The sequence below is a fragment of the Lachnoanaerobaculum umeaense genome (assembly GCF_003589745.1).
Lineage (GTDB): Bacteria > Bacillota > Clostridia > Lachnospirales > Lachnospiraceae > Lachnoanaerobaculum > Lachnoanaerobaculum umeaense.
Genome location: NZ_CP032364.1, coordinates 1,690,843 through 1,716,623, shown reverse-complemented (window position 1 = coordinate 1,716,623; position 25,781 = coordinate 1,690,843). Strand labels below are relative to the sequence as shown.

General features: G+C 34.0%; 23 protein-coding genes. 21 read left to right on the top strand and 2 right to left on the bottom strand.

What is annotated here, in order from left to right:
• Window positions 1-16 precede the first annotated feature (16 nt).
• The 4 genes from D4A81_RS07770 to D4A81_RS07755 are packed head-to-tail and all read left to right on the top strand — an operon-like array spanning window position 17 to window position 3,336.
• Entirely contained in the window at window positions 17-898 is an 882-nt protein-coding gene (locus D4A81_RS07770) for a branched-chain amino acid ABC transporter permease (RefSeq protein WP_111524697.1), read from the top strand.
• A gap of 7 nt (window positions 899-905) precedes the next feature.
• Window positions 906-1,865: a branched-chain amino acid ABC transporter permease gene (locus tag D4A81_RS07765; protein ID WP_111524696.1), complete on the top strand. Its 960-nt coding sequence runs from the start codon at window positions 906-908 to the stop codon at window positions 1,863-1,865.
• The gene (locus tag D4A81_RS07760; protein ID WP_111524695.1) at window positions 1,865-2,617 is read left to right on the top strand and encodes an ABC transporter ATP-binding protein; all 753 of its coding nucleotides are present in this window, start codon (window positions 1,865-1,867) and stop codon (window positions 2,615-2,617) included. The genes D4A81_RS07765 and D4A81_RS07760 overlap by 1 nt, the downstream gene beginning before the upstream one ends.
• A gap of 8 nt (window positions 2,618-2,625) precedes the next feature.
• Window positions 2,626-3,336, top strand: a complete 711-nt coding sequence (locus tag D4A81_RS07755; protein ID WP_111524694.1) for an ABC transporter ATP-binding protein — start codon at window positions 2,626-2,628, stop codon at window positions 3,334-3,336.
• A gap of 23 nt (window positions 3,337-3,359) precedes the next feature.
• Here D4A81_RS07755 and D4A81_RS07750 read toward each other — a convergent pair whose 3' ends face one another.
• A complete protein-coding gene (locus D4A81_RS07750) occupies window positions 3,360-3,887 on the bottom strand; it encodes a DUF4364 family protein (protein WP_111524693.1) in 528 nt (175 codons plus the stop codon).
• A gap of 202 nt (window positions 3,888-4,089) precedes the next feature.
• Here D4A81_RS07750 and D4A81_RS07745 point away from each other — a divergent pair, with 202 nt between their 5' ends.
• From D4A81_RS07745 to fsa, 10 genes are all read left to right on the top strand, one after another.
• Window positions 4,090-7,632 (top strand): DUF5717 family protein, encoded by a 3,543-nt coding sequence (locus D4A81_RS07745; protein ID WP_111524692.1) that lies wholly within the window; start codon window positions 4,090-4,092, stop codon window positions 7,630-7,632.
• Window positions 7,633-7,694: 62 nt separating this feature from the next.
• A complete protein-coding gene (locus D4A81_RS07740) occupies window positions 7,695-8,924 on the top strand; it encodes a DUF5716 family protein (RefSeq protein WP_172621797.1) in 1,230 nt (409 codons plus the stop codon).
• Window positions 8,915-9,733, top strand: a complete 819-nt coding sequence (locus tag D4A81_RS07735) for a tetratricopeptide repeat protein (RefSeq protein WP_111524690.1) — start codon at window positions 8,915-8,917, stop codon at window positions 9,731-9,733. The genes D4A81_RS07740 and D4A81_RS07735 overlap by 10 nt, the downstream gene beginning before the upstream one ends.
• 11 nt (window positions 9,734-9,744) lie before the next feature.
• Complete coding sequence (locus tag D4A81_RS07730; RefSeq protein ID WP_111524689.1) at window positions 9,745-12,387, top strand: valine--tRNA ligase; 2,643 nt, start codon at window positions 9,745-9,747, stop codon at window positions 12,385-12,387.
• Window positions 12,368-13,591, top strand: coding sequence for a bifunctional folylpolyglutamate synthase/dihydrofolate synthase (locus D4A81_RS07725; RefSeq protein ID WP_330405085.1), 1,224 nt, complete (start codon window positions 12,368-12,370; stop codon window positions 13,589-13,591). The genes D4A81_RS07730 and D4A81_RS07725 overlap by 20 nt, the downstream gene beginning before the upstream one ends.
• Window positions 13,588-13,728, top strand: coding sequence for a hypothetical protein (locus D4A81_RS13140; protein WP_162902563.1), 141 nt, complete (start codon window positions 13,588-13,590; stop codon window positions 13,726-13,728). Before D4A81_RS07725 ends, D4A81_RS13140 begins: the two co-directional genes overlap by 4 nt.
• 1 nt (window position 13,729) lies before the next feature.
• The gene (locus D4A81_RS07720) at window positions 13,730-15,067 is read left to right on the top strand and encodes a tetratricopeptide repeat protein (protein WP_111524688.1); all 1,338 of its coding nucleotides are present in this window, start codon (window positions 13,730-13,732) and stop codon (window positions 15,065-15,067) included.
• Entirely contained in the window at window positions 15,067-15,612 is a 546-nt protein-coding gene (locus tag D4A81_RS07715) for a DUF308 domain-containing protein (RefSeq protein ID WP_111524687.1), read from the top strand. The genes D4A81_RS07720 and D4A81_RS07715 overlap by 1 nt, the downstream gene beginning before the upstream one ends.
• Window positions 15,613-15,634: 22 nt before the next feature.
• Window positions 15,635-15,910 (top strand): hypothetical protein, encoded by a 276-nt coding sequence (locus D4A81_RS07710; protein ID WP_174705945.1) that lies wholly within the window; start codon window positions 15,635-15,637, stop codon window positions 15,908-15,910.
• An 81-nt stretch (window positions 15,911-15,991) separates the two neighbouring features.
• The gene (gene fsa / locus D4A81_RS07705) at window positions 15,992-16,642 is read left to right on the top strand and encodes a fructose-6-phosphate aldolase (RefSeq protein WP_111524686.1); all 651 of its coding nucleotides are present in this window, start codon (window positions 15,992-15,994) and stop codon (window positions 16,640-16,642) included.
• A 68-nt stretch (window positions 16,643-16,710) separates the two neighbouring features.
• On the opposite strand, the gene rpmB is transcribed toward fsa, so the two are convergent.
• Window positions 16,711-16,896 carry a 50S ribosomal protein L28 gene (gene rpmB, locus D4A81_RS07700; protein WP_007592637.1) on the bottom strand — a complete coding sequence of 62 codons (186 nt, stop codon included), beginning with the start codon at window positions 16,894-16,896 and terminating at the stop codon, window positions 16,711-16,713.
• Between the two features lie 236 nt (window positions 16,897-17,132).
• Between rpmB and tkt the strand changes: the two genes are divergently transcribed.
• From tkt to rsmA, 7 genes are all read left to right on the top strand, one after another.
• Window positions 17,133-19,124, top strand: coding sequence for a transketolase (gene tkt / locus D4A81_RS07695; RefSeq protein WP_111524685.1), 1,992 nt, complete (start codon window positions 17,133-17,135; stop codon window positions 19,122-19,124).
• A 64-nt stretch (window positions 19,125-19,188) separates the two neighbouring features.
• The gene (locus D4A81_RS07690) at window positions 19,189-20,598 is read left to right on the top strand and encodes an amidophosphoribosyltransferase (RefSeq protein WP_111524684.1); all 1,410 of its coding nucleotides are present in this window, start codon (window positions 19,189-19,191) and stop codon (window positions 20,596-20,598) included.
• 83 nt (window positions 20,599-20,681) lie between these two features.
• Entirely contained in the window at window positions 20,682-21,122 is a 441-nt protein-coding gene (locus D4A81_RS07685) for a MarR family winged helix-turn-helix transcriptional regulator (RefSeq protein ID WP_111524683.1), read from the top strand.
• A 208-nt stretch (window positions 21,123-21,330) separates the two neighbouring features.
• A complete protein-coding gene (metG, locus tag D4A81_RS07680; protein ID WP_111524682.1) occupies window positions 21,331-23,301 on the top strand; it encodes a methionine--tRNA ligase in 1,971 nt (656 codons plus the stop codon).
• 64 nt (window positions 23,302-23,365) lie between these two features.
• Window positions 23,366-24,037, top strand: a complete 672-nt coding sequence (locus D4A81_RS07675; protein WP_242977635.1) for a TraX family protein — start codon at window positions 23,366-23,368, stop codon at window positions 24,035-24,037.
• A 31-nt stretch (window positions 24,038-24,068) separates the two neighbouring features.
• A complete protein-coding gene (locus D4A81_RS07670) occupies window positions 24,069-24,854 on the top strand; it encodes a TatD family hydrolase (RefSeq protein WP_111524680.1) in 786 nt (261 codons plus the stop codon).
• Window positions 24,855-24,896: 42 nt separating this feature from the next.
• Window positions 24,897-25,775, top strand: coding sequence for a 16S rRNA (adenine(1518)-N(6)/adenine(1519)-N(6))-dimethyltransferase RsmA (gene rsmA, locus D4A81_RS07665; RefSeq protein WP_111524679.1), 879 nt, complete (start codon window positions 24,897-24,899; stop codon window positions 25,773-25,775).
• The last annotated feature ends 6 nt before the right edge of the window (window positions 25,776-25,781 follow it).

The window sequence follows — 25,781 nt, the reverse complement described above, 5'->3', positions numbered from 1 at the left end:
AAAGAGGGGTAAAGAAATGTTAATTAACTTTATTGAACAGTTAATAAACGGATTGAGGACCGGCAGCATTTATGCATTGATAGCTATCGGTTATACAATGGTATATGGTATAGCTAAAATGATAAATTTTGCTCATGGAGATATAATAATGGTGGGAGCGTATGCTCTTTATTTTAGTATATCGGTATTGGGTTTACCTGTTCCGGTATCACTTTTAATAACTGTTGTTGTGTGCTCTGTTTTGGGAGTTTTGATTGAAAAGATAGCATATAAGCCGCTTAGAAAAGCACCACCATTGGCAGTACTTATTACAGCTATAGGTATGAGTTTCTTTTTACAAAGTAGCTCTTTGTTATTCTTCGGTTCTACACCGATACCTTTTCAATCAGTAATTCCGAATGTAAATATAAAGATAGGACCGGTTGTAATTTCAAGTATTACTTTGGTTACTTTAGTGGTTACTGCTATTGCAATGATATTGCTTACATTGTTTATAAACAAAACCAAGCTTGGTTCGGCAATGAGAGCTGTTTCAGAAGATAAGGGTGCTGCAGAGCTTATGGGTATTAATGTTAACAGCACTATTTCTATGACCTTTGCCATTGGATCTGCATTGGCTGCAGTAGCAGGTATTTTATATATAAGCCAGTATCAGTCTATGAAACCTACTTTAGGTGCCCTGCCGGGTATTAAGGCTTTCGTAGCTGCGGTTCTTGGAGGTATAGGAAGCATACCCGGGGCAATGCTTGGAGGAATACTGCTTGGACTTATAGAAAGTGTTTCAAAGGCATATATTTCAACTGAGCTTGCTGATGCTATTGTATTTGGAGTTTTGATAGTCGTTTTATTATTCAGACCTTCAGGACTTTTGGGTAAGAAGAAGATTGTAAAGGTGTAGGTGTGGTATGAAGATATTAAATAAAAAAACTATATTTAATATAGCGATAATGTTGCTGGCCTATGCATTGGTTTTTGTATTGATAAACTTAGGACTGCTCAGCAGACAATATAAATCATTGATAGTTCCAATATGTGTAAATATAATGTTGGCGGTATCACTGAACTTGGTAACCGGATTTTTGGGAGAACTCTCATTAGGTCATGCAGGATTTATGTCAATAGGTGCATATACAAGTGCACTGATATCAATAAATACAAGCTTTTTGCCACCTGTGCTATCTTTCTTTATAGCATTGGTATGTGGTTGTATTTTGGCGGCTGTATTTGGATTTTTAATCGGTGTACCTGTACTTAGACTTAGGGGAGACTATTTGGCTATAGTAACACTTGCTTTTGGTGAGATAATAAAGTCTATTATAAATTATTTGGATTTTACCGGAGGATCAAAGGGACTCAGTAAAATTCCTTTATATTCAGATTACAATAATTTTACTATTGTATTTATTATCATGGCAATATGCATTGTATTGATTTCAAATCTTATCAATTCAAGAGACGGAAGAGCAATAAAGTCTATTCGTGATAATGATATTGCAGCTGAATCTATCGGCATAAAAATAAGTAAATATAAGGTTAGTGCATTTGTTATAGCTGCGGGTTTTGCCGGACTTGCAGGTTCACTATATGCACATAATGTAGGAATTATAAAGCCAAGTATATTTGACTATAATAAATCAATTGAGATACTGGTATTTGTAGTCCTTGGAGGTATGGGAAATATTCCGGGATCTATAATTTCAGCAATTATACTTACAGTATTGCCTGAGTTCCTTAGAGGCGCAGATAACCTTAGAATGTTATTGTATGCAATAGTGTTGATTTTAATTATGATATTTAATAATAGTAAATTTAAGACAAGTTTATCACTGAATAAAACGTTTAGAAAGCTTGGAAAGGAGGATTAATGCTGGAGTGTAAAAATCTGGGAATACAATTTGGCGGATTAAAAGCGGTAGATAATTTTAATCTGAATATAGAAAAAGGAATGCTCTACGGACTTATTGGACCGAATGGAGCCGGAAAAACTACAGTTTTTAACCTTCTGACAGGAGTATATAAGCCTAGCAGCGGTACTATAAGGCTGAATGGAAATTTGATAAATGGGAAAACACCTACACAAATAAATAATATGGGAGTTGCCAGAACATTCCAAAATATAAGACTTTTTTCAAATATGTCAGTTTTGGACAATGTAAAGGTGGCATTGCATGAAAAAGTAAAATATCCACTTATAACATCTATGACTCATTTGTTCGGATTTGATAAGAAAGAAAAAGAGATGGATGATATGGCATTGGAGATACTGGATGTATTTTCTCTTGGAGATAAGAAAGATATACTTTCAGGAAACTTGCCATATGGTGAACAAAGAAAACTTGAGATTGCCAGAGCGTTGGCAACAGGACCATCTTTACTTTTATTGGATGAGCCGGCGGCAGGTATGAATCCTAATGAAACAGAAGAGTTGATGGATACTATAAGAAAAATCAGAGATATGTATGATATGACCATACTGTTGATAGAGCATGATATGAAGCTTGTAGCAGGAATTTGTGAAAAGCTTACAGTGCTAAACTTTGGTACGGAGCTTGCAAGCGGTACACCTGGTGAGGTACTTAATAACTCTGATGTTATTACAGCGTATTTGGGAGAATAGGAGGAACGATGGAAATATTAAAAGTAAAAGATCTTGTCGTGAACTATGGAATGATAAAAGCTGTAAAGGGTGCAAGTTTTACCGTAAATAAAGGTGAAATAGTTGCGCTTATCGGTGCAAACGGTGCAGGCAAGACATCTATACTACATACTGTTACAGGGCTGATCAGTGCAAAAGAAGGAAGTATAGAATTTGATGGTAAGAATATAACAAGGGCTAGAGCTCATGATATAGTTAAGCTTGGTATGGCACATGTACCGGAGGGCAGAAGAGTATTTGGAGATTTGACAGTACTTGAAAACTTGAAACTTGGTGCATATATCAGGAATGATAAGGCAGGTATCGAAGAGAGTCTTGATAAGATATATAAGAGATTTCCAAGACTGTTTGAGAGAAAGTTACAGGTGGCAGGTACTCTATCAGGCGGTGAGCAACAGATGCTTGCAATGGGAAGAGCTCTTATGAGTAATCCTAAGGTTATCGTTATGGATGAGCCTTCTATGGGACTTTCACCACTATACGTTAATGAGATATTTGATATAATTAGAGAGATTCATGAAAGTGGAACTACAGTGCTTTTGGTTGAGCAAAATGCAAAGAAGGCACTTAGTATTGCAGATAGAGCATATGTACTTGAAACCGGGAATATTGTATTGGATGGAGATGCAAAGACATTGCTTAATGATGACAGTGTAAAAAGGGCATATTTAGGCGAATAAAAAGGACACAATGTGTCCTTTTTCTAGTCCATGCCACCAAGAAGTCTTTTCATAATATATTGATAGATATCCTGACTGCAAGAACGCCAATTATTTGTCATAATACTTGCCTGCTCTTCATCAGGTGAATTGATCTCAATATTTATAAGTGGAGTCTTACCTTCTAACACCTCACAATGTACAATGAGGTCGTTTCCCGGAAGTTTGTAATATTCTGCTGTAGTTGAGACTTCATTTCTCATTCTAAATTTATTAGTCTGTATAAATTCGTTTATATCAGTGATAATAGCAGGGGAAATCTGTTTTTCAAAAAAAGACAGTGCTTCCTCGCCTTCCTTTGTCATTTCATACCTGGAATTATTATTTATATTTTCCATACTAAGCAGGTTCGATTCTAAAAGCTCGGATAGAGCTTGTTGAACTATAAAATAGGTGGTATATTCTTTGCTGACAAAAAAGTCTGATATATTTGAGTTTGTAAGTGGAAATTTCACTTGCTTTAACATATATAGTATCATTAATTTATATAATGTCATAGGTTCTGAGAGCATCGTCGGACCTCCTGTGTCTTATAAAAGATTTTACAACAAATGTTATGGTCTGTAAAGCAGAATGAGTTCTGTATATAAAGTATTTAAGCAGTATAATTGAGATGTTTTATTTTGGGCTATGGTGACAACTACTTATTAGATATAGAAATTCATTTTTATTTATGATAGAATGTAGGATACGGTTTATAAAAGAGGTGTATAAATGAGAGAGCGAATCAATCGTTTGGCTAAAGGAATAATAGAAGAGGAATTACCGATATTGGTCTGTGAGCCGGGAAATATAGACCTGCCTATAAAGGTGGATGAAGCTGTTCGCTTTGAGATAGAGATACGAAGTGAGAACAATGTACCTTTAAGAGGCGTGGCTTATTCTGACAATATTAGAGTAAGAATAGTTGATGCAACCTTTGGCGGTTTAGAAAGCAAGCTTGTACTGGAAATCAACTCCAGAAATCTTAATAGTGAAGAAAAGATAGAGGGTAATATCACTTTGGTTACAAATGCAGGTGAGAGAGATATACCCTATATTTTCTATACAAAAAATACAGATACAGTACTGGTACTGGACTCATTAAAGACAGTGGATGATTTTATGGTGATTGCTAAAGAAGACATAAATATTGCACTGGCTATTTTTATGTATAAAGATTTTTGTAAGTCAAGATTTATGAAAGACATAAGATTGCAAAAAATCTATGATGCATTAAGTAAAGGTGCAGATTCCAGATCGAATCTAGAGAATTTCTTACAGGCTGTAGGTAATAAAGAGGCTGTAAACTTTGAGCTTGAGTCAAATGAGTTGGATATTTCTACAATAGAAGAAGAGAAGAGCTTTACCATAAAGGTCTATAAGGAAAACTGGGGACTTCTTGACATTGATGTATCTACAAATGCTTCTTTTATTAAGTTAAATACCGGAAAGATAAAGAATGAAGATTTCATAGATAATGTATATGAACTGGAGTTTACTATTGATCCAAATTTGTTGGAAGATAGAAAAAATATTGCAAATATAAAGTTCAAAAATGGCCTGAATGAAAAGTATTTGGAAGTCATAATAAATAAGAATCTTGAAAAGGAATATCAAAGAGAAGCTAGGATTTTTGAAAGAAAGCAGTGGATAGATTATTTTAAGCTGAGAGTTGAAGCCGAACTTAGTAGTGAAAAAATACAAAAAAATGAGATTTTACTTAAAATGATGGCAGTACTTGATAGATTATTGGCAAGCACATATAAAAGTTTCTTAGTAAAGCTTTTAAAGGCAGAGATATATTTGATACTGGGAGATAAGGCAAGTGCAAAGTCTATCATCAACAGCTTAACTTCTAAGATCAAGGAAAACAGGCATGAACTAAGAGATGAGTATTTGATTTTGGAATATTTGGACACTTATATGTATCCGGATGCTGATAAGGCTAGAGATTTGACAAAGCTGATAAAGGATTTATATAAGAAATATCATTCCATTATTCAGCTTGTTCTTATTTTAAATATAGATGATAATTTGAAAGACAATCCTGTAGAAAAGCAGAAAGTCCTAAAGAGAGCATTTGAGCTTGGAGACAGATCAAAGCTTTTGATGATGGAGTATGCAAAACTGCTTTGTAAGAATCCACACTTATTGACTGTGTGTGGAAAATTTGAAGTTATGGCATTGAGCTTTGGAATAAGGAATAATCTTATATCAATTAATCTCTCTGAGAGAATTTTAGTCGTTGTAAGAGAGACAAAGAAGATAAATGGTGCAATACTTAATATATTATTTTCCATATACAATGCATTACCAAGTGATGAGTTACTTTTTGACATATGTGAAATACTTATAAATGGTAATGTAAGAAAAAAGCATGTAAACATGTGGTACGAAAGATGCATTCAAAAAGGATTGAATGTTGATAGGATATACGAGTATTTCTTATATTCGCTTCCTGAAAAATATGATTTACCTATGCCTGAGTCTGTATTGAAATATTTTGAAAGAATAAATTCAATGGCGGATGATTTTAAACTGAGAATTTTTGAAAATGTTGTAGAACATTATCCTCATAATAGTGAGATTTATAGAGCTTATATAAAGCGAATAAAGATATTTACTATTGACAATGCTATGAAGTTGAGGATGGATGAGCATTTAATAAATATCTATGCAGGAATACTGGAAGAGGATGATGTAGATGAAAGACTGGCAAAGATAATTCCGTTTTTAATGAATTCCTATGAGGTTTATGTTCCGGATAAAGCAGCAAGATCCATTGTTGTAGTATATCCGGAGTTAAATGGTGAAAAGATATATGATCTTGTAGATGGAAGGGCGTTTGTAGCATTGTATTCTGAAAATGCTATAATTTTGACTGGTGATGCATTTGGAAACAGATATTATTCTAAAGATATGGTTGTAGATAAGATATTCCATATGCAGAATTTGATAGACAGAGCCTATGATATAGATGAAAATCATGATATGAACAGGCTTGAAAAACTGGGAATAATATCTGAGAGTGATAGTATAGATCTGGAAGATGTTGAACTTGTTGAGGTTGCACTTGAAGAGATAGATATTGATGTCCGCTTTAAAAACCTGCTTTTGTCAAAGCTTATAGAATATTTTTGGAGATCCTCTAAGGATGAGGATATAATTAATCTTGAACTCTTAAATAGGACAGGTGAGTTGAATTTGGATGAAGACAATATTTTTATGTATTGTGATACATTAATGAATACCGGAAATATAAAAGAGGCAATAGATATAATAAAAGCATTTGGTATAGAACATATTAAGGAGGAGGAACTCCTCAGCCTTATTTCAAAGGCAGTAGATTACGATACATTCAGGGCAAGCATTGCCTTTATGTTATATAAAGAAGGAAAATTTACAGATAAAACATTGGACTTGATTGCCAGAGTATACAATGGTAGAACAAAAGATATGTTTGAATGCCTGAAATTATGTGTGGAAAGAAATGTTGAAACATATGATTTTGAGGAAAGAATACTGATACAAATGCTTTTCTCTAATCAAACTAAAGATTTGGATGAGGCATTTAGTATTTATACAGATAGAAAAAGAGTTACAGATATCATTATTAGGGCATACTTTACAATAAAGAGTGATGCATTCTTTATGAATGACGAGTTTACTAAGGATGATGTCTTTGATTACTTGGAAGATGGACTCAGTGATTTTGATGATATGAAGGAATTTCCTAATATATACATGCTTGCATTGTCTAAGTATTACTCAAAAAAGGATACACTTAATTTTAAACAGACAAGACTTTGCGAATTAATTGTAAAAAATCTTTGTGATTTGGGCATGATATTTTCATATTTTAAGTCATTGTCAAGATTTATATCTATAGACAGAGATATTTTAGAGTCTGCATTTGTAGAATATAAATCAAATAGTGAGTCCATCATATTTAAATCAAGGATTTTCCCAATTAGTGATAAATTTGAAGAAGAGGAATTTCCAAATATTTATAAAAATGTTTTTGTTAAGCATAAAAAGATCTTTGCGGATGAAATTTGGGAGTATCAGATTTTAGAAAATACAGAGGGTACAGCCAATGTACTTACAACCGATTGTGTTCAATTTAACAAAGAACCTGATGCCAAGGAAAGCAGATTTATTATGATAAATGACTTGGAAGATTTGCCGGATGGAAAAGATGATGAAATGAAGGAAAAGCTGACAGAATTTGTATACAAAGATGAGTTGGTGAATAATTTATTTACACTGATATAAAAAATATGAAAGGAATGTAAACATTTGTTTACATCTAAAATTTATCTAAAATGGGAGATACGATGAATCCAAGAGTGCTTGGAATTGCTTTATCTGATATAAGTACAGGCCTTATATTTTATCCTGATGATGAAGCGATAATATTCCCTACTATCATAAGTAAGAAAAAGAGTGAAGAAGCTTGGGTAGTGGGAGAAGAAGCCTATGCTCTTGCACTGGATGGAAAAGGAATAATTACTGATAAATTATTAAAATTAGCAAGAAAAAACGGTACTGCAACTATTGATGGTACAAAATATGATGGAAAAGAAATACTAAAGATTTTTTTCAAAGAAATAATAAATGTAGGAATGGAAAAACTGTATAAGGAAAAACCTGATGAAGTAGTCATAGCTATAGCCGAGTTAGATAAATATATAGTGAGAGATATCAGAGAAGCTTTTGTTGGACTTGGATATCAGCCTAATCATATACATGTTATAAGTAAAGAAGAAAGTTTTATATATTTTGTGCTTTCCTTAAAAAAGGATATTTGGAGTAATAGAGTTGGAATGTTTGACTTATCAGATGTAAGTCTTACATATTATGAAATGATGGTAAATAGAAACACAAGAAAACTTTCTGTGAATGCTGAATCTGAAAATATGGATGAGGCATTTAACTTACAAATATTGAATAATCCGTCAGGTGCAAAACTTGCAGATAAAATATTGACCTCTGTGGCCGAGAAGGTAATGGATAGAAAGAAGTTCTCTTCTATTTTCCTTACAGGGCAGGTGTTTGCGGAGCATGAATGGGCAGAAGGTTTTATAGGTTTCCTGTGTTCCAGAGGCAGAGTGTATTTGGACACAAATATCTTTGCCAAAGGTGCGGCATTTAAGGGAGTTGATCTGGCAAGTGAGAATTCGATTTATAATATATTGGCTACTTGTGAAGGAAGACTGAAATCAGATGTATTTATAAATGTTTTCAGTAATGGTAAGAGCTGCAAGATGTATTTGGGAAAAGCCGGAGATATTTGGGATGAGCCTAATGAGGAACTATTTTTAATACCTGATGAAAGAGAATCAATAGATATAAATATAGTAAGTGTAGATGGAAAAAGTAAAAAGAATATTCCTATTACTCTGGATTTCTTGCCGAAGAGACCGGTGAAAACCAGAAGATTTTGTTTGAAAAGTCACTTTTTAAGTGATAAGGTAATGAACCTGGAAATATCAGATGCCGGATTTGGAGATATGTATCCTGCCACTGGTGTAAAAAGAAATATTGAGGTAAATATATGGGATTGATTTTATGTGAATCTCTGGAAGTGAAAAATCCTTTTCATATAGATGTCTTGCCTTTGGATATTTATAGCTTTGAGGAATTATGCTATGTAATATTTGAAAATCCGATATTAGTCACGGAGGGAATAGTAAGTGATGCTTTGGTGGATTTTATTGGAAAAGATTTAAAATTACCGGATTTAGCTGAAAATTTAAATAGGAAAATAGCTAATGGAGTATGTGATGAAGACATTCTAGTCTACATCATTGATTCATGTGATTTATATAATAATGCTGAATCTATAATTTTTAGAAATGTCATTGGAAAAATCAAGAAAATGGCAGTTTGGGAAGTTGGAAAGCAGAGAGCTGACTATATGTTTTATATAGGCAAGTATGATTTGGCTAAAAAATATTATCTTGAGATAATAGAGATGGATACAAATGTTGAAAACGGTTTTGTCGGAAGTATTTATCACAATCTTGGAGTAGTATATGCGAATCTTTTCTTATATGATGAGGCCTATGATGCTTTTAAGAAAGCTTATGAACTTACAAATGATGAAGTGATTTTGGTTGAATTATATTTCTTGAAAAGAATATTTGATCCTTATGACAAGTTAAAAAAGGATGAGGAAATAGAAGCAATACTTAAGTCGGAATTGATGGTAGAAGCAAGAAAAGCATTTGATATAGCCGTAAACGGTATAAGAGAGGGCGAAAGAATTAAAAATCTGGAAGCTATTTTTATGCTTGATGATAAGGAAGAGAAGAAAAAATTAATAAATGAGTATATTGCTAAGCTAAAATCTGATTATAGAAATATGAAATAAGGCAGGTAGATATGAAGGAATTGGAAAAGACATATAGTCCGGAAAAAATAGAGGGCAGAATATATAAAAAGTGGTTGGAAGAAAAGTACTTTCATGCAAAGGTAAATAAAGATAAAAAACCTTTTACTATTATAATGCCTCCACCTAATATTACAGGGCAGTTACATATGGGTCATGCCTTGGACAATACTATGCAGGATATTCTAATAAGATATAAAAGAATGTCAGGTTATGAGGCACTTTGGCAGCCGGGAACCGACCATGCAGCCATTGCTACAGAGGTAAAGGTTATTGAAAAGCTCAAATCAGAGGGCAAGGATAAGCATGAACTTGGAAGAGAGGGATTCTTGAAGGAAGCATGGGCATGGAGAAATGACTATGGTACAAGAATAATTAACCAGTTACAAAGACTGGGATCATCAGCTGATTGGGATAGAGAAAGATTTACCATGGATGAACATGGACAAAAGGCTGTAAAAGAAGTCTTTATCAGATTGTATGAAAAGGGGTATATATATAAGGGAAACAGAATAATAAACTGGTGTCCGGTTTGTAAGACATCTATTTCAGATGCTGAGGTTGAGCATATTGAGATGGAAGGTAATTTCTGGCATATAAAATACCCTATTGCCGGAGAAGAAGGCAAGTTTGTTGAAATTGCAACTACAAGACCTGAGACTCTTTTAGGAGATACTGCAGTAGCAGTAAATCCATTAGATGAAAGATATAAGGACATTATAGGTAAAAAGCTTATTCTACCATTAGTAGGCAGAGAGATACCGGTTGTTGCAGATGAGTATGTTGACAAGGCTTTTGGAACAGGATGTGTGAAGATAACACCGGCACATGATCCTAATGATTTTGAGGTAGGAAAGAGACATAATCTTGCTCAAATCAATATAATGAATGATGATGCAACTATCGACTGTAAGGGTACAGTATATGACGGTTTGGACAGATATGAGGCAAGAAAGCTTATAGTAAAGGATCTTGATGCAGCAGGACTTTTGGTAAAGGTTGAGCCACATAGTCACAATGTAGGAAGACATGATAGATGTAAGACTGTAGTTGAACCTCTTATAAAACCACAGTGGTTTGTTTCGATGTCTGAGATGGCGAAGCCGGCTATAAAAGCTATAGAAACGGGAGAACTTAAGTTTGTACCTGAAAGTTATGCAAAGACATATTTACATTGGCTTGAAAACATAAGGGATTGGTGTATTTCAAGACAGCTTTGGTGGGGACATCAGATACCCGCATATACTTGTTCTGAATGTGGTGAAATAACAGTTGCAAAGGATAAACCAAATGCTTGTCCAAAATGTGGTTGTCATGAACTTGTACAGGATGAAGATACTTTAGATACTTGGTTTTCTTCTGCACTCTGGCCTTTCTCAACGCTTGGCTGGCCGGATGATACTGAAGAGATGAAATATTTTTATCCTACAGATGTACTTGTAACAGGATATGATATTATATTCTTCTGGGTAGTAAGAATGGTATTCTCAGGCTATGAGCAGACCAAAAAATCACCTTTCCATACAGTACTTATTCACGGTCTTGTAAGAGATTCTGAGGGTAGAAAGATGAGTAAATCCCTTGGAAATGGTATAGATCCTCTTGAGGTAATAGATAAGTATGGTGCTGATGCTCTTAGAATGATGCTTATAACCGGAAATGCACCCGGTAATGATATGAGATTCTACTATGAAAGAGTGGAAAGTGCCAGAAACTTTGCAAATAAGATATGGAATGCAGCCAGACTCATTATGATGAATATTGGAGACACAAAGCCTAAGAATATAGACAGTTCAAAGCTTTTACTTTCTGATAAGTGGATTCTTTCAAAGTCAAACCGACTTATAAAGGAAGTTACAACAAATCTTGATAAATTTGAACTTGGTATAGCACTTTCAAAGATCTATGACTTTGCATGGGAAGAGTTCTGTGACTGGTATATTGAGATGGTAAAGGTAAGACTTTGGAATAAGGAAGATGAGAGCAGAGATACAGCACTTGCAGTTCTTACTGAGGTTTTGAATATTATTTTAAAACTTTTACATCCTTTTATGCCATTTATCACAGAGGAAATTTATTGTACAATCAATGAAGATGCAAAGAGCATAATGGTTGAACCTTGGCCGGTAGAAAATCCTGAATGTAATTTTGAGGGTGATGAAAACAAGGCTGAACTTATAAAGGAAGCTGTAAGGGCAATAAGAAATGTAAGAGCATCTATGAATGTACCTCCTTCACATAAGGCAAAAGGAATTGTAGTAAGTGAAAGTGAAAAGATTAGAGATACATTTGAAAGTGCCGGAGATTTCTTTAAGCAGCTGGCAGGACTTGATAAGCTGATAATAGAATCTGATGACAGCAATGTTGAGAAAGATTCTGTGAGAGTTGCAATACCCAATGCATCTATTTGTCTGCCTCTAAAGGAGCTTGTAGATATAGAAAAAGAAGTTGAAAGACTTAAAAAAGAAGAAAAGAAGCTTATCGGTGAGGTGGCAAGATCAACAGGTATGCTTTCAAATGAAAAATTTGTAAGCAAGGCTCCGCAGGCAAAAATAGATGAAGAGAAGAAAAAACTTGAAAACTATGAACAGATGCTTTCTCAAGTAAGAGAGCAGCTTGCAAGATTATCTGACTGATATGAGTGAAAAAGAATATATAGAGAATATTCCCATGTGGGCAAAGGAAAAAAATACACTTTCTGAAGTGAAAAAAAATATCAAAGCTCTTGGTATCAGGCTACCTAATTTAATACATGTAGCCGGTACCAATGGGAAGGGTTCTGTATGTGCATATTTGAGCAATATTTTGATAGCTAATAAAATGAGGGTGGGAACATTTATTTCACCTCATTTGATAGAAGTAAATGAAAGAATATTGCTTGATATGATACCTATAAGTGACGATGACCTGGAAAGTATATCAAAATATGTAAGAGAGAGGTTAAATAATAGCAAGATTTCTCCTACATATTTTGAATATCTTTTTTATATTGCAATGGTTCATTTTTCAAATTCCAATCTGGATTTTGTAATATTGGAAACCGGTATGGGCGGAAGACTTGATGTTACAAATGTTTTTGATGACAACCTTTCAATTATCACAAGTATTGGAATGGATCATATGCAGTATCTGGGGAATAATATAGGAGATATTGCTTTTGAAAAGGCAGGCATTATAAAGTGTAATTCCACGGTTATTTTTGATGATTCAAATAAAGAAGTAAATGAAATAATTACAAAAAAGGCGAAAGAACAGAATGCAAAACTAATAGCACTTTCAGATTTTGAATATGAAAGTTTGGATTTTACCTGTATAAAATATAAGAAGAAGGCGGCTGCACTTGCAATACTTGGAGCAAGGCAGCTGCTTAATAACATAGAGAATATTGATGCAGCCATACGAAATACAATATGGCATGGCAGGATGGAAGAAATAGAAAAAGATATTATCATAGATGGGGCACATAATGAGCCGGCTATACGTGAATTTATTGATAATGTCTTAAATATTGTGAAAACAAAAAAAAAGAAAATTAAGCTTTTGATTTCTTTGGTGAAGGATAAGGAGATGGATAAGGTTTTTGATATTATTGTATCAAATTTGAAAGTTGAAAAATACTACCTGACATCCATAGATTCTTATAGAACAAATAGCATCAGTGAACTTTATAATAGCTTAAATATACTTTTAGAAAAAAATAAAAGAAGCACAGACATTGCCTGCTATAATACTAGTAAAGAAGCTTTTGATAGAGCCAGAGAAGAAAAAAAAGATGATGAAATTTTGTTCTGTGTTGGCTCACTGTATTTAATAGGAGAGATATTAGAGGAAAACAGATGATAGATTTTGAAGAAGAATTAAAAAAATTTAAACCTTCACTGGATGTTTCAGCTGTGGAGGATATCATATCAAAAAGTGATATTTCAGATATGAATGATATTTTGATGGAAATGTTAAAAGAGCAAGTAAAGGGCTGATATGAAGAAAAGAAGAAAACTGGAGCAGGCTTCAAACGGATATTATAATTTGGGCTTGTCTTTGGCAAAGGAAAGAAATTTATCTTCGGCATTGAATGCATTGAGCATAGCTATGGGATTGAATAAGAAAAATATAGATGCCAGAAATCTATACGGCCTTATTCAATTTGAGATGGGTGAGGAGGCAAAGGCACTTATTTCATGGGTAATCAGTATAAATATAAACCCTATAAATAATATGGCACAAAATTATTTGCAAAAATTAAGAAATAGATCTTCGTATTTAGAAAAATCACAGGATGCTATTTCAAAGTATAATAAGGCGATTTCTCAAATCAGAACTATGAATTATGATATGGCAAGAATCACCTTAAAGCAGGCTGTGGATATAAGACCTCATTATGTGAAGGCTATGCTTGCACTTTCAATCTTAGATATTAGAGAAGGCAGAGCAAGTGAAGCTAAAAAACTTTTGGAATCTGTCATATCAATAGACAGATTTAATGCAAAGGCTATTGCTTATTTAGATGAGCTAAAGCCATTAAAAGGGAAAAGTGTAAGGAAAGAAAAACTTGATGTTATAGGTAGTCCGGTAAAAAAAGCAAAAGCTGCAGAAAATATGAATACGAGTATGCCTGTGACAGATATTTACAGAAACTATTCAGGATTATTTACTGCAATCAATGTTGGTATAGGTCTTATAATAGGAGCATGTGCCATGGTATTTTTGTATATGCCTACTATGAAAGTATCACTAAGTAATATCCACAATAAGGAAATAGTGGAAGTATCACAGAAACTTAGTGATACAAATCTTGCAATGGAGAGTTTAAAAACTCAGAATGAGGATTTAAATGAGCAGGTAAACAAACTGACTGAGGTCAATAATACTTCTACAGAGAATATGAACTATAAACTTTTACAGTATGTTTATTTTCTTGGACTTATAAAGGAGTATAATACCAAGAATTATACAAGAGCTGCAGAGATTTTTTCAAATCTGGATGTTGGTCAGCTTACAGATGTGGACAATGGATTAGAAATATCTGTAACCGGGATATTTGCAGAAATTGCACCTAAGATGAGAGAGGAAGGACCAAAACTTTTGATAAAAGTTGCAGATGAGTTGAACAGATCAGGAGATTTTGCAGGAGCAATAGGTTATTATGATGCCGCACTTAGAATTTCACCGGATTATGTGGAGGCGAAGTACAAGAAAGCTCTATCATATAAGGCAATGGGAGATATAGAAACTGCAAATAATTTATTTACTGAAATTATTACAAATTATCCGGATGACAGGTTTGTAAATGATTCAAAGAAAGAAAGGGGTTATTGATGAACGATATTTCCAGAACAAAATATTTCTCACTTATATCAGGAATAATCTTTTTGATAGTGGGAATATATATTATAACAAGGCCTTTATTTATAGCGTACACAATAAATATTATTTTCTGTGTAATGCTTTTGATAGAGGGTATTTCACAAATAAGTGCATATTTATCTGAAAAAAGAGAAGGCAGAAGTAATTGGAGATTGGTTGAAGGAATTATTTCAATAATTATAGGAATATATTTGGTCATAGGATATCCTTTGGGATTACCTATTACTATTATTGTGGCAATAGGTATCTGGTTGTTTTTTATCGGCATAAGCAAATTGCTTATGGGAATGAGAGTTGTAAAGTTTGAAAAAAATATAGGGCAGCGACTTATTGTAATAGCAGTAATACAAATTATATTTGGTATTATAGTTATATTGAATCCATTGCTAATTGCAAGCTATATATCTTTAATTATTGCTATATCTCTAATTGTACAGGCTATAGTTGCTATTTTCAGATTCTTTAGATTAAATAGAATGGAAAGAAAGTTGAAATAAATAATGCAATAAGGAGAATAGTATGATTATTAAAAAGAAATTATCGACATGTGTAGTATTGAGTTGTACCGCTTTTGTTTTAGTAGGATGTAGTATGTCTGCTGTAAAAGCACAGAGAAATCAGGTGATTCAAAAAGTTTCAGCAGAAAAAAGCTATTTTCCTTATACAAATTTACATGAACTATCAATTGATAAAAATGCTGACAGTGATAGAATTAAGAGTGTGATAAATAAGCTGCCTATATTGGCAGCTTATCTTGAATACGGAGTTTGCAAATGGATTGTTCCTATAAATTAAGTCTAATATCATATACAAAATGAATTGAAATAATATATAGAAGTGGTAAAATAGAATAAATAATATATGTGAGGTGAATTTATGAAGTTTTTTATTGATACTGCGAATGTGGATGAGATCAGAGAAATCGCATCTTGGGGCGTGTTAGCAGGAGTTACAACCAATCCTTCACTTGTTGCAAAGTCAGGAAGAAAGTTTGAAGATGTTATCAAAGAAATCACTGATATAGTGGACGGTGCTATAAGTGGCGAAGTAAAGGCAACTACTTCAAAGGCTGAGGATATGGTAGTAGAGGGTAGAGAGATTGCAAAGATCCATAAGAATATGGTTGTAAAAATTCCTATGACTGATGAGGGTTTAAAAGCAATAGCAGTACTCAGTAAAGAGGGAATCGCTACTAACTGTACTTTAATATTTACACCACTTCAAGCACTATTGGCAGCAAGAGCAGGTGCGACTTATGTTTCTCCGTTCCTTGGAAGACTTGATGATGTGGGAACTAATGGAGTGGATTTAATAGAAGATATTGTAGAGGTATTTGAGGTACATGGTATTGAGACAGAGATTATAGCAGCTTCTGTACGCAACAATATGCATGTAATAGAGTGTGCCAAGGCAGGGGCGGATATAGCTACAGTGCCATACTCTGTATTCAAGTCAATGCTAAGTCATCCACTTACAGATGCAGGTATCAAGAAGTTTATAGCGGACTATGAGAATTCAGTAAAATAATCTAAATAATAAAAAGAGCCTTAAAGGCTCTTTTTTGTTCTTTAAAAATACGTATTCTCTAATATAAACTAAGCACGCTCTACAAAACCTGAACGAAGACATGAAGTACATACATACATCTTCTTAGATCCACCTTCTGTTTTGACTTTAACGGACTTGACATTAGCCTTCCATATTTTGTTGGATCTTCTATGAGAATGGCTTACTGCATTACCAAAATGAGCAGCTTTTTCGCATATTGAACATTTTGCCACGGTTACACCTCCTTTGACTTTAATTATAAAAATTTATAATTATTTTGGATTGGACTTCATCACAATCGGGAAAAACCCTTGCAAAATCCATAACGAATACATTTTACCAAAGAAAAATACTATTTGCAAGACATTTTATAATTTATTATATTGTGGTACAATAGAGTGCATTAGAGTTTAGAATTTATATCTTATGAACTATAAAATCATAATATTATGTGAAAAGGAGCATATAAATGAGTAATATTGACATCAAATCAGTAAATACCATAAGAACTTTAAGTGCAGATGGTATAGAGAAAGCAAAATCAGGTCACCCAGGGTTGCCATTAGGTTCAGCACCTATTGCATATGAACTTTTTGCACATCATATGAAACATAATCCAAAGAATCCTGGATGGAAGAACAGAGATAGATTTATTTTATCTGCCGGTCATGGTTCTATGCTTTTATATTCTTTATTCCACCTTTTTGGATATGGCGATTTAAGTTTGGAAGATTTGAAAAGTTTTAGACAGTTGGACTCAAAAACTCCGGGACATCCTGAGTATGGTCATACAATAGGTGTGGAAGCTACTACAGGTCCACTTGGAGCAGGTATGGGTATGGCTGTAGGTATGGCTATGGCTGAAGCACATATGGAAAGTGTATTCAATAAGGACGGTTTTGATATTGTAGATCACTATACCTATGTTCTTGGTGGTGATGGATGTATGATGGAGGGTATTTCATCAGAGGCATTTTCACTTGCAGGAACACTTGGACTTTCAAAACTTATAGTATTTTATGATTCAAATGGTATATCTATAGAGGGAAGTACAGATATAGCGTTTACAGAGAATGTAGTAGATAGAATGAAAGCTTTTGGATTCCAAACTATAGAGGTAGAGGATGGCAATGATACTGCAGCTATAGGAAAGGCTATAGAAGAGGCTAAAGCGGATAAGAGCAGACCTTCATTTATTAAGATAAATACTATCATAGGTTATGGTGCAGGTAAGAAGCAAGGAACTGCAGGAGTACATGGTGAGCCTCTTGGAAGTGAAGCTTTGGCTGCATTAAAGACAGGATTTGGTTTTGACCCTGAGAAGAGTTTTGATGTTGATGTAGATGTATATGAAAACTTTAAAGCAATAAATGAAAAGAATGCAAAGTTGGAAGAAGAGTGGAATGAGCGTTTTAAAGAATACGCAAGCAAGTATCCACAGGAAGCAAAGGATTGGGATAACTATCATTCTGAAATAAATACAGCTCTAATAGATAATGAGGAATTCTGGAGTTGGGATGATGCACCGGCAGCTACAAGAAATATTTCAGGAAGTATTATAAACAGATTAAAGGATATATTCCCAAATCTTGTAGGAGGTTCAGCTGACCTTTCACCTTCAAATAAAACAGAAATGAAGTCTGTAGGTTATATGTCAAAGGATGATTTCTCTGGTAGAAATATACATTTTGGTGTAAGAGAGTTTGCAATGACTGCTATAACCAACGGCATTGTGTTGCATGGCGGATTAAGAGCATATTGTGCAACTTTCTTTGTATTTAGCGATTATACAAAGCCTATGGCAAGATTGTCAGCGCTTATGAATATACCTACTATATTTGTATTCACACATGACTCTATAGGAGTAGGTGAAGACGGACCTACACATGAGCCTATTGAGCAGCTTGCTATGCTTAGATCATTACCAAACTTTAATACATTTAGACCGGCAGATGCTAGAGAAACTATTGCAGCATGGTATGCAGCAATGTCTTCAAAGAGCACACCTACAGCTATTGTTCTTACAAGACAAAATCTGCCACAGCTTAATGGCAGCGGAAAGAAAGCGCTTAATGGTGGATATATTATAAAAGAGGCTTCAAAGAACACTCCTGATATGATTTTAATAGCCTCAGGATCAGAGGTTTCTCTTGCTGTTGATGCAGCTGTAGAGCTTGAAAATGACGGTATTTCTACAAGAGTCGTAAGTATGCCATGTATGGATATTTTTGAGAATCAGAGTAAGGAATATAAGGAAGAAGTCCTGCCAAGAGCTGTTAGAAACAGAGTTGCAATAGAGGCATTGTCAGGTTTTGGATGGGACAAGTACACAGGTCTTGATGGAAGAGTACTTTCTATGAATTCTTTTGGAGCTTCGGCACCACAGGATCTGTTATTTAAGAAGTTTGGATTTACAAAGGAAAATGTTGTATCCCTTGCTAAGGAAGTATTCAATCAATAAATAAATTTTAAACAGATATAGAAATTCTATATCTGTTTTTGTGCTTATATCAGGAAGGAAAAACATGGGCGGTATTTTTGGTGTAGTAGGTAAAAATGATTGTGTTATGGATTTGTTTTTTGGAGTGGATTATCATTCGCATCTGGGAACAAGGCGTGGAGGAATGGCAGTATTTGATGGGGAGTATTTTAATAGAGTGATTCATAATATTCAAAACTCACCATTTAGAACAAAGTTTGAAAAAGACGTGGAAGATCTTAGAGGCCCTATGGGTATAGGATGTATTTCTGATGAAGATCCACAGCCACTTTTGATACAATCACATCTTGGAAGCTATGCTATAACTACAGTGGGTAAAGTAGACAATCGTGATGAAATAATTAAAAAACTTTATACAAACGGCAGGGTGCATTTTCAAGAACAGAGTGGGGGGCGTATAAATGATAATGAGTTGATTGCAACTTTGATATCATCAAAGCCTTCATTTAAAGAGGGTATAGAATATGTGCAAGACATTATAAGAGGCTCTATGAGTATATTGCTTTTGACAAAGGAGGGAATATACGCTGCTAGAGACAGATTTGGCAGAACGCCTCTTGTTATAGGCCACAAAGAAGATACTTTTTGTATAACTTTTGAAAATCATGCATATTTGAACCTGGGATATAGCTTTTATAAGGAACTTGGTCCTTCAGAGATAGTATTTATTACGCCAAATGAAGTTAGAGAAATATCACCTGCTAAAAATGATATGAAGATATGTTCCTTCCTATGGGTATACTATGGTTATCCTACAGCTTCATATGAGGGTGTAAATGTAGAGAAAATGAGATATAAATGTGGCGAACTTTTAGCAAAAAGAGATGATGTAGATGCTAATATTGTAGCAGGAGTACCGGATTCCGGTACAGCTCATGCCATAGGTTATGCAAATGAATCAGGTATACCTTTTGCCAGGCCTTTTATAAAGTATACCCCTACATGGCCTAGATCTTTTATGCCCACCAATCAAAGTCAGAGAAACTTGATAGCTAAGATGAAGCTTATACCTGTACAGGAATTGATATATGATAATGATATATTGCTGATAGATGATTCCATAGTTAGGGGTACACAACTGAGAGAAACTACAGAGTTTTTATATAATTCCGGTGCAAAGAAAGTGCATGTCAGGCCTGCCTGTCCACCACTTTTGTTTGGATGTAAATATCTCAACTTTTCAAGATCCAAATCCGACTACGACCTCATTACCAGAAGAATAATAAGAGATAGGGAAGGAGAAAATGTAAATCAGGAGATACTTTTTGATTATGCTGATCCTGACAGCAAAAATTATAAAGATATGGTGGAAGAGATAAGAAAAATTCAAAATTTCTCAAGTTTAAGATTTCACAGACTGGATGATCTTATCGAATCCATAGGTATAAGCCCATGTAAGCTGTGTACATATTGTTGGAACGGTAAGGAAGCTTGATATTCTTTGATAAATCTAGTATAATATTTGCTTGATAAATTAGGTGACAGATTTTTAAATTTGTTGCAAAAAGGAAGAGTATTTTGAAAGGTTCACAGGAATTTAAAATAATCCTTGTAAAGTTATTTAATGATATACTTGAGTATCAGGAGAGTGCTCTCAGTACCACTGAATTTAAGGATTTGACCAATAATGATATACATGTTATAAGTGCGATAGGTATGAATACTAAAAAGAGTATGTCAATGATTGCCAAGGAATTGACAGTCACTTTCGGTACATTAACTATTTCAATGAATAGCCTGGTAAGAAAGGGATATGTTGTAAAGGAAAGATCTGAAAAGGATAAGAGGGTGGTTTTGGTAAACCTTTCACAAAAGGGTGAGAGGGCATTCCTAAAATATGAAGAGTTTAATGATGAAATGGTTAAGTCTATGCTTGAAAATATGGGCGATGTAGAGATGGACACTTTGATGAGTGCTCTTGTAAAAATAAATCGTTGGATCAAAAAAAGACTGCCTTAATACAAGGAGATATAAGTTAAGAAGAATAAAAAACTGCAGTTACAATGCTTGCTGCATAGGCGATGTTTTCAGCAGTTGAATGTAAAAATGATTAATATTATAGAGCATATATCTACAGGAATTGCAGCAGATAGATAGTAAGCTTAATAGAGAAACAATTTCTTCGGATTTTGAATATAATACAAACTATAAGAAGGTGGAATGATAAATGAGTAAGAAACCATATTATATAACAACTGCCATTGCATATGCTTCAGGAAAACCGCATATTGGTAATACATATGAGATAGTTTTAGCGGATGCTATAGCTAGATTTAGAAGAGAGGAAGGACTTGAAGTTTTTTTTCAAACCGGTACAGATGAGCATGGTCAAAAGATAGAGAATAAAGCAAAGGATGCAGGTATCACTCCAAAGGAGTATGTAGACAATGCCGCAGGTCAGATCAGAAAAATTTGGGATATGATGAACACATCATATGATAAATTTATCAGAACTACAGATGAAGATCATAAAAAACAGGTTCAAAAGATATTTAAGAAATTTTATGATCAGGGAGATATTTATAAGGGATTTTATGAGGGTATGTACTGCACTGCTTGTGAATCATTCTTCACAGATTCTCAGCTTGTAGAAGGAAAATGTCCTGATTGTGGAGGTGAAGTTTATCCTGCAAAGGAAGATGCTTATTTCTTTAAAATGAGTAAATATGCAGATAGACTTATTAAGCACATAAATGAGCATCCTGAGTTTATTCAACCGGTTTCAAGAAAAAATGAAATGATGAATAATTTCCTTTTACCGGGACTACAGGACCTTTGTGTAAGCAGAACAAGTTTCACTTGGGGAATACCGGTTGATTTTGATTCAAAGCATGTCACTTATGTTTGGCTTGATGCACTTTCAAACTATATTACAGGTATTGGCTACGATGTAGATGGAAACAGCAGTGACAGATTTAAGAAATTCTGGCCGGCAGACCTTCATTTGATAGGTAAGGATATTATTAGATTCCATACTATTTATTGGCCTATATTCCTTATGGCACTTGATTTACCGCTTCCAAAGCAGGTGTTTGGTCATCCATGGCTTTTGCAGGGTGAAGGGAAGATGAGTAAGTCCAAGGGAAATGTGCTGTATGCAGATACTTTGGTAGATTTCTTTGGTGTAGATGCGGTGAGATATTTTGTATTGCATGAAATGCCATTTGATAATGATGGAGTTATCAGTTGGGATTTAATGGTGGAGAGGTTTAATTCTGATCTTGCAAATGTACTTGGAAATCTTGTTAGCAGAACCATATCTATGACAAACAAGTATTTTGGTGGTATATTGACTGATGCAAAGGATGAGAGCGTAGCGGGAGCTACTGAAATAGATACAGACTTGAAAGACGTAGTACTTATGTCTGTAGAAAAGGTTGTAAAGAAGATGTCTGAACTTCGTGTTGCAGATGCTATTACAGAGATATGGACATTGTTTAAGAGATGCAATAAATATATTGACGAGACTACACCATGGATACTTGCAAAGGAAGAGGACAAAAAGGAAAGACTTCAAACAGTACTTTACAATTTGTCAGAGTCTATTGCTATAGGTGCTTCATTACTATATAGTTTTATGCCTGAAACTTCTGAAAAAATTCTGGATATGTTTGGAACAAATAAGAGAAGTCTAGAGGATATGGACAAATTCGGACTTCTTATGAGTGGTACAAAGGTAGTGGAAGAACCAGAAATATTGTTTAAGAGACTGGATTTAGAAGAAGTATTAAAGCAAGTGGAGGCTTTAAACCTTAATACACAGAGTGTAGAGAAGGAAGAAGTAGTAGACGGTATAGATGTAGAAGCTAAGGCTACCATAGAATATGATGACTTTGCAAAGCTTCAGATACAGGTTGGACAGGTGGTAAAATGCGAAGAAGTTCCGAAGTCAAAGAAACTATTATGTTCACAGGTACAGATTGGAAGTACAACAAGGCAGATACTAAGTGGTATCAAGCAGTGGTACTCTGCCAAGGATATGCTAGGAAAGCAGGTTTTGGTGGTGACAAATCTTGCACCTAGAAATATTGCAGGGCTTGAAAGTCAAGGTATGATACTTATGGCAGAAGATGATGCCGGAAATGCAGTATTGGTATCACCGGAAAAAAATATTAAAACAGGTGCGGAGATAGCATAATATATTAGGGAAATGCTTTTCTTAGCATTTCCCTAATTTTAAAATAATAATAAAGGGAAAAGTATTGAAAAAAATTAATTTTAAAATTTTTTCTTCTGCAGCATTAAAGTATATTGCAATGCTGACAATGCTTATAGACCATATAGGAGCAAGTGGATTGATATTTATCTTGTTTAATAGTAGCATATCTGTAAGATTGTATCATATATCCAGAATGGTAGGTCGCATATCATTTCCTATATATCTATTTTTGCTGGTTGAAGGATTTGTTCACACAAAGGACATAAAAAAATATATAATTAGAATAGCAGCTTTTGCAGTATTATCTGAAATACCTTTTGATTTGGTATTTTGGGGGCATATACTGGAGTTTTATCATCAGAATGTGATGTGGTCACTACTCATTTGCGTGATAATGATGCATATGATGAGGAAGTATCCTGATTTCAGTATAATTTTTGTAGGTATAGGTTGCTTTATTGCTTGGATTTGTAGATGTGACTATGTCTATATCGGTCCATTAGCAGTTGCCTGTATGTACTTGTTTAGAGACTGGATAATATATAAAAATGTCGCTACTGCACTTGTGTTTTCATTTGAACCACCGGCTATTTTTAGTCTGATACCTATAAATATGTACAATGGTAAAAAGGGAAAGAGCTTTAAATATCTGTTTTATTTCTTTTATCCTGTACATTTACTTGTATTGGTTCTCTTGAAAAATTTGTTGAGATAAAAATATTACATAAATTTTAAGAAAATATTACATGGACAAAAAAGAAGAATTTTATATAATAGATACACATGCCCATTATGATGATGAGGCATTTGAAGATGATAGAGAAGAGCTTTTAAAAAGCTTTGAGGCAAATGATATAAAGAGAGTTGTAAATATAGGTGCTTCAATGGAGAGTTCAAGATCAAGCCTTGAGCTGACAAGGAAATATCCATTTGTTTATGCAGCTGTAGGTATACATCCATCTTCAAGTGAAGAATTAGATGAGGAAAGTATTTCGATATTGAAAGATATGCTTTCAGATGAGAAAGTCGTGGCCGTAGGGGAAATAGGACTTGACTATTACTATGATGAGCCGTCAAGAGATATTCAAAGAAAGTGCTTTATTGCACAGCTTGATTTAGCAAAAAGACATGTTTTGCCTGTAGTTATTCATTCCAGAGATGCGGCAAAAGATACATTGGATATTTTAAAGGAATATAAAGGTGTTAAGGGAGTCATACATTGCTATTCCTATAGTCAGGAAATGGCAAAGGAGTTTATAAAACTTGGATATGTTTTGGGTATTGGTGGTGTTTCCACATTCAAGAATGCAAAAAAACTTGAAGATACAATAAAAGATATTTCATTCAAAGATTTTGTGCTAGAAACTGACTGTCCATATCTATCACCTGTACCAAATAGGGGAAAGAGAAATTCATCCTTAAACTTGACTTATATTATAGACAGAATAAGTGAGATAAAAGGAGTTTCAAGGGATTTTATTATAGAGCAGTCCTTTGAAAATGCCAGAAGATTGTATCCGAAGATGAAATAATGATTTTTCATTATTACCACTGTAAGAGTTGTGGAGATTGAAATGACAAATATTGCTAATCCGGCAAATACCATAGAGATGATTAAAAAATATGATTTTAACTTTCAAAAGAAGTTTGGTCAAAATTTTTTGATAGATACTCATGTTTTAGATAAGATATGTTTAGCCTCAGGGCTTGGTGAAAATGATTTGGCGATTGAAATAGGTCCCGGAATAGGTGCATTGACACAATACCTTGCAAATACAGCCAAGGCGGTTGTAGCAGTTGAGATTGATAAAAATTTATTACCTATTTTAAATGAAACATTGGCAAATCACAAAAACATAAGTATAATAAATGCTGATTTTCTAAAAATAGATTTAGAGAATCTGATTGATGAATGTAAGAAAAAATTTGGAGAGTTTGAGAACATCAGAATAGTTGCAAACCTACCATACTACATTACAACACCGATTATCATGAATGTATTGGAATCACATACACATATAGACAGCATTACAGTTATGATTCAAAAGGAAGTTGCAGATAGGATGCAAGCATTACCGGGTGGTAAGGACTATGGTGCATTGTCTTTGGCAGTACAGTATTATTCGGATCCATACGTGGTAGCATTTGTTCCTCCGAATTGTTTTATTCCAAGACCTAAGGTCGGCTCAAGCGTGATAAGATTAGATATTTATAAAGATAAACCTGTAAAAGCAGAGGACGAAAAATTGATGTTTCAGATTATTCGTGCAGGGTTTAATCAAAGAAGAAAGACTTTGGTAAATTCACTGACTAATTTTGAGGGATTAAATTTTTCAAAGGAGAAGATAATTCACGCTTTGTCATTGCTTGGAAAGTCTGAAAAGATAAGAGGTGAAGCTCTTACTTTAGAAGAGTTTGCAAAGTTGGCAGGATGTTTAAAAGAGAGCATATAAATTTTG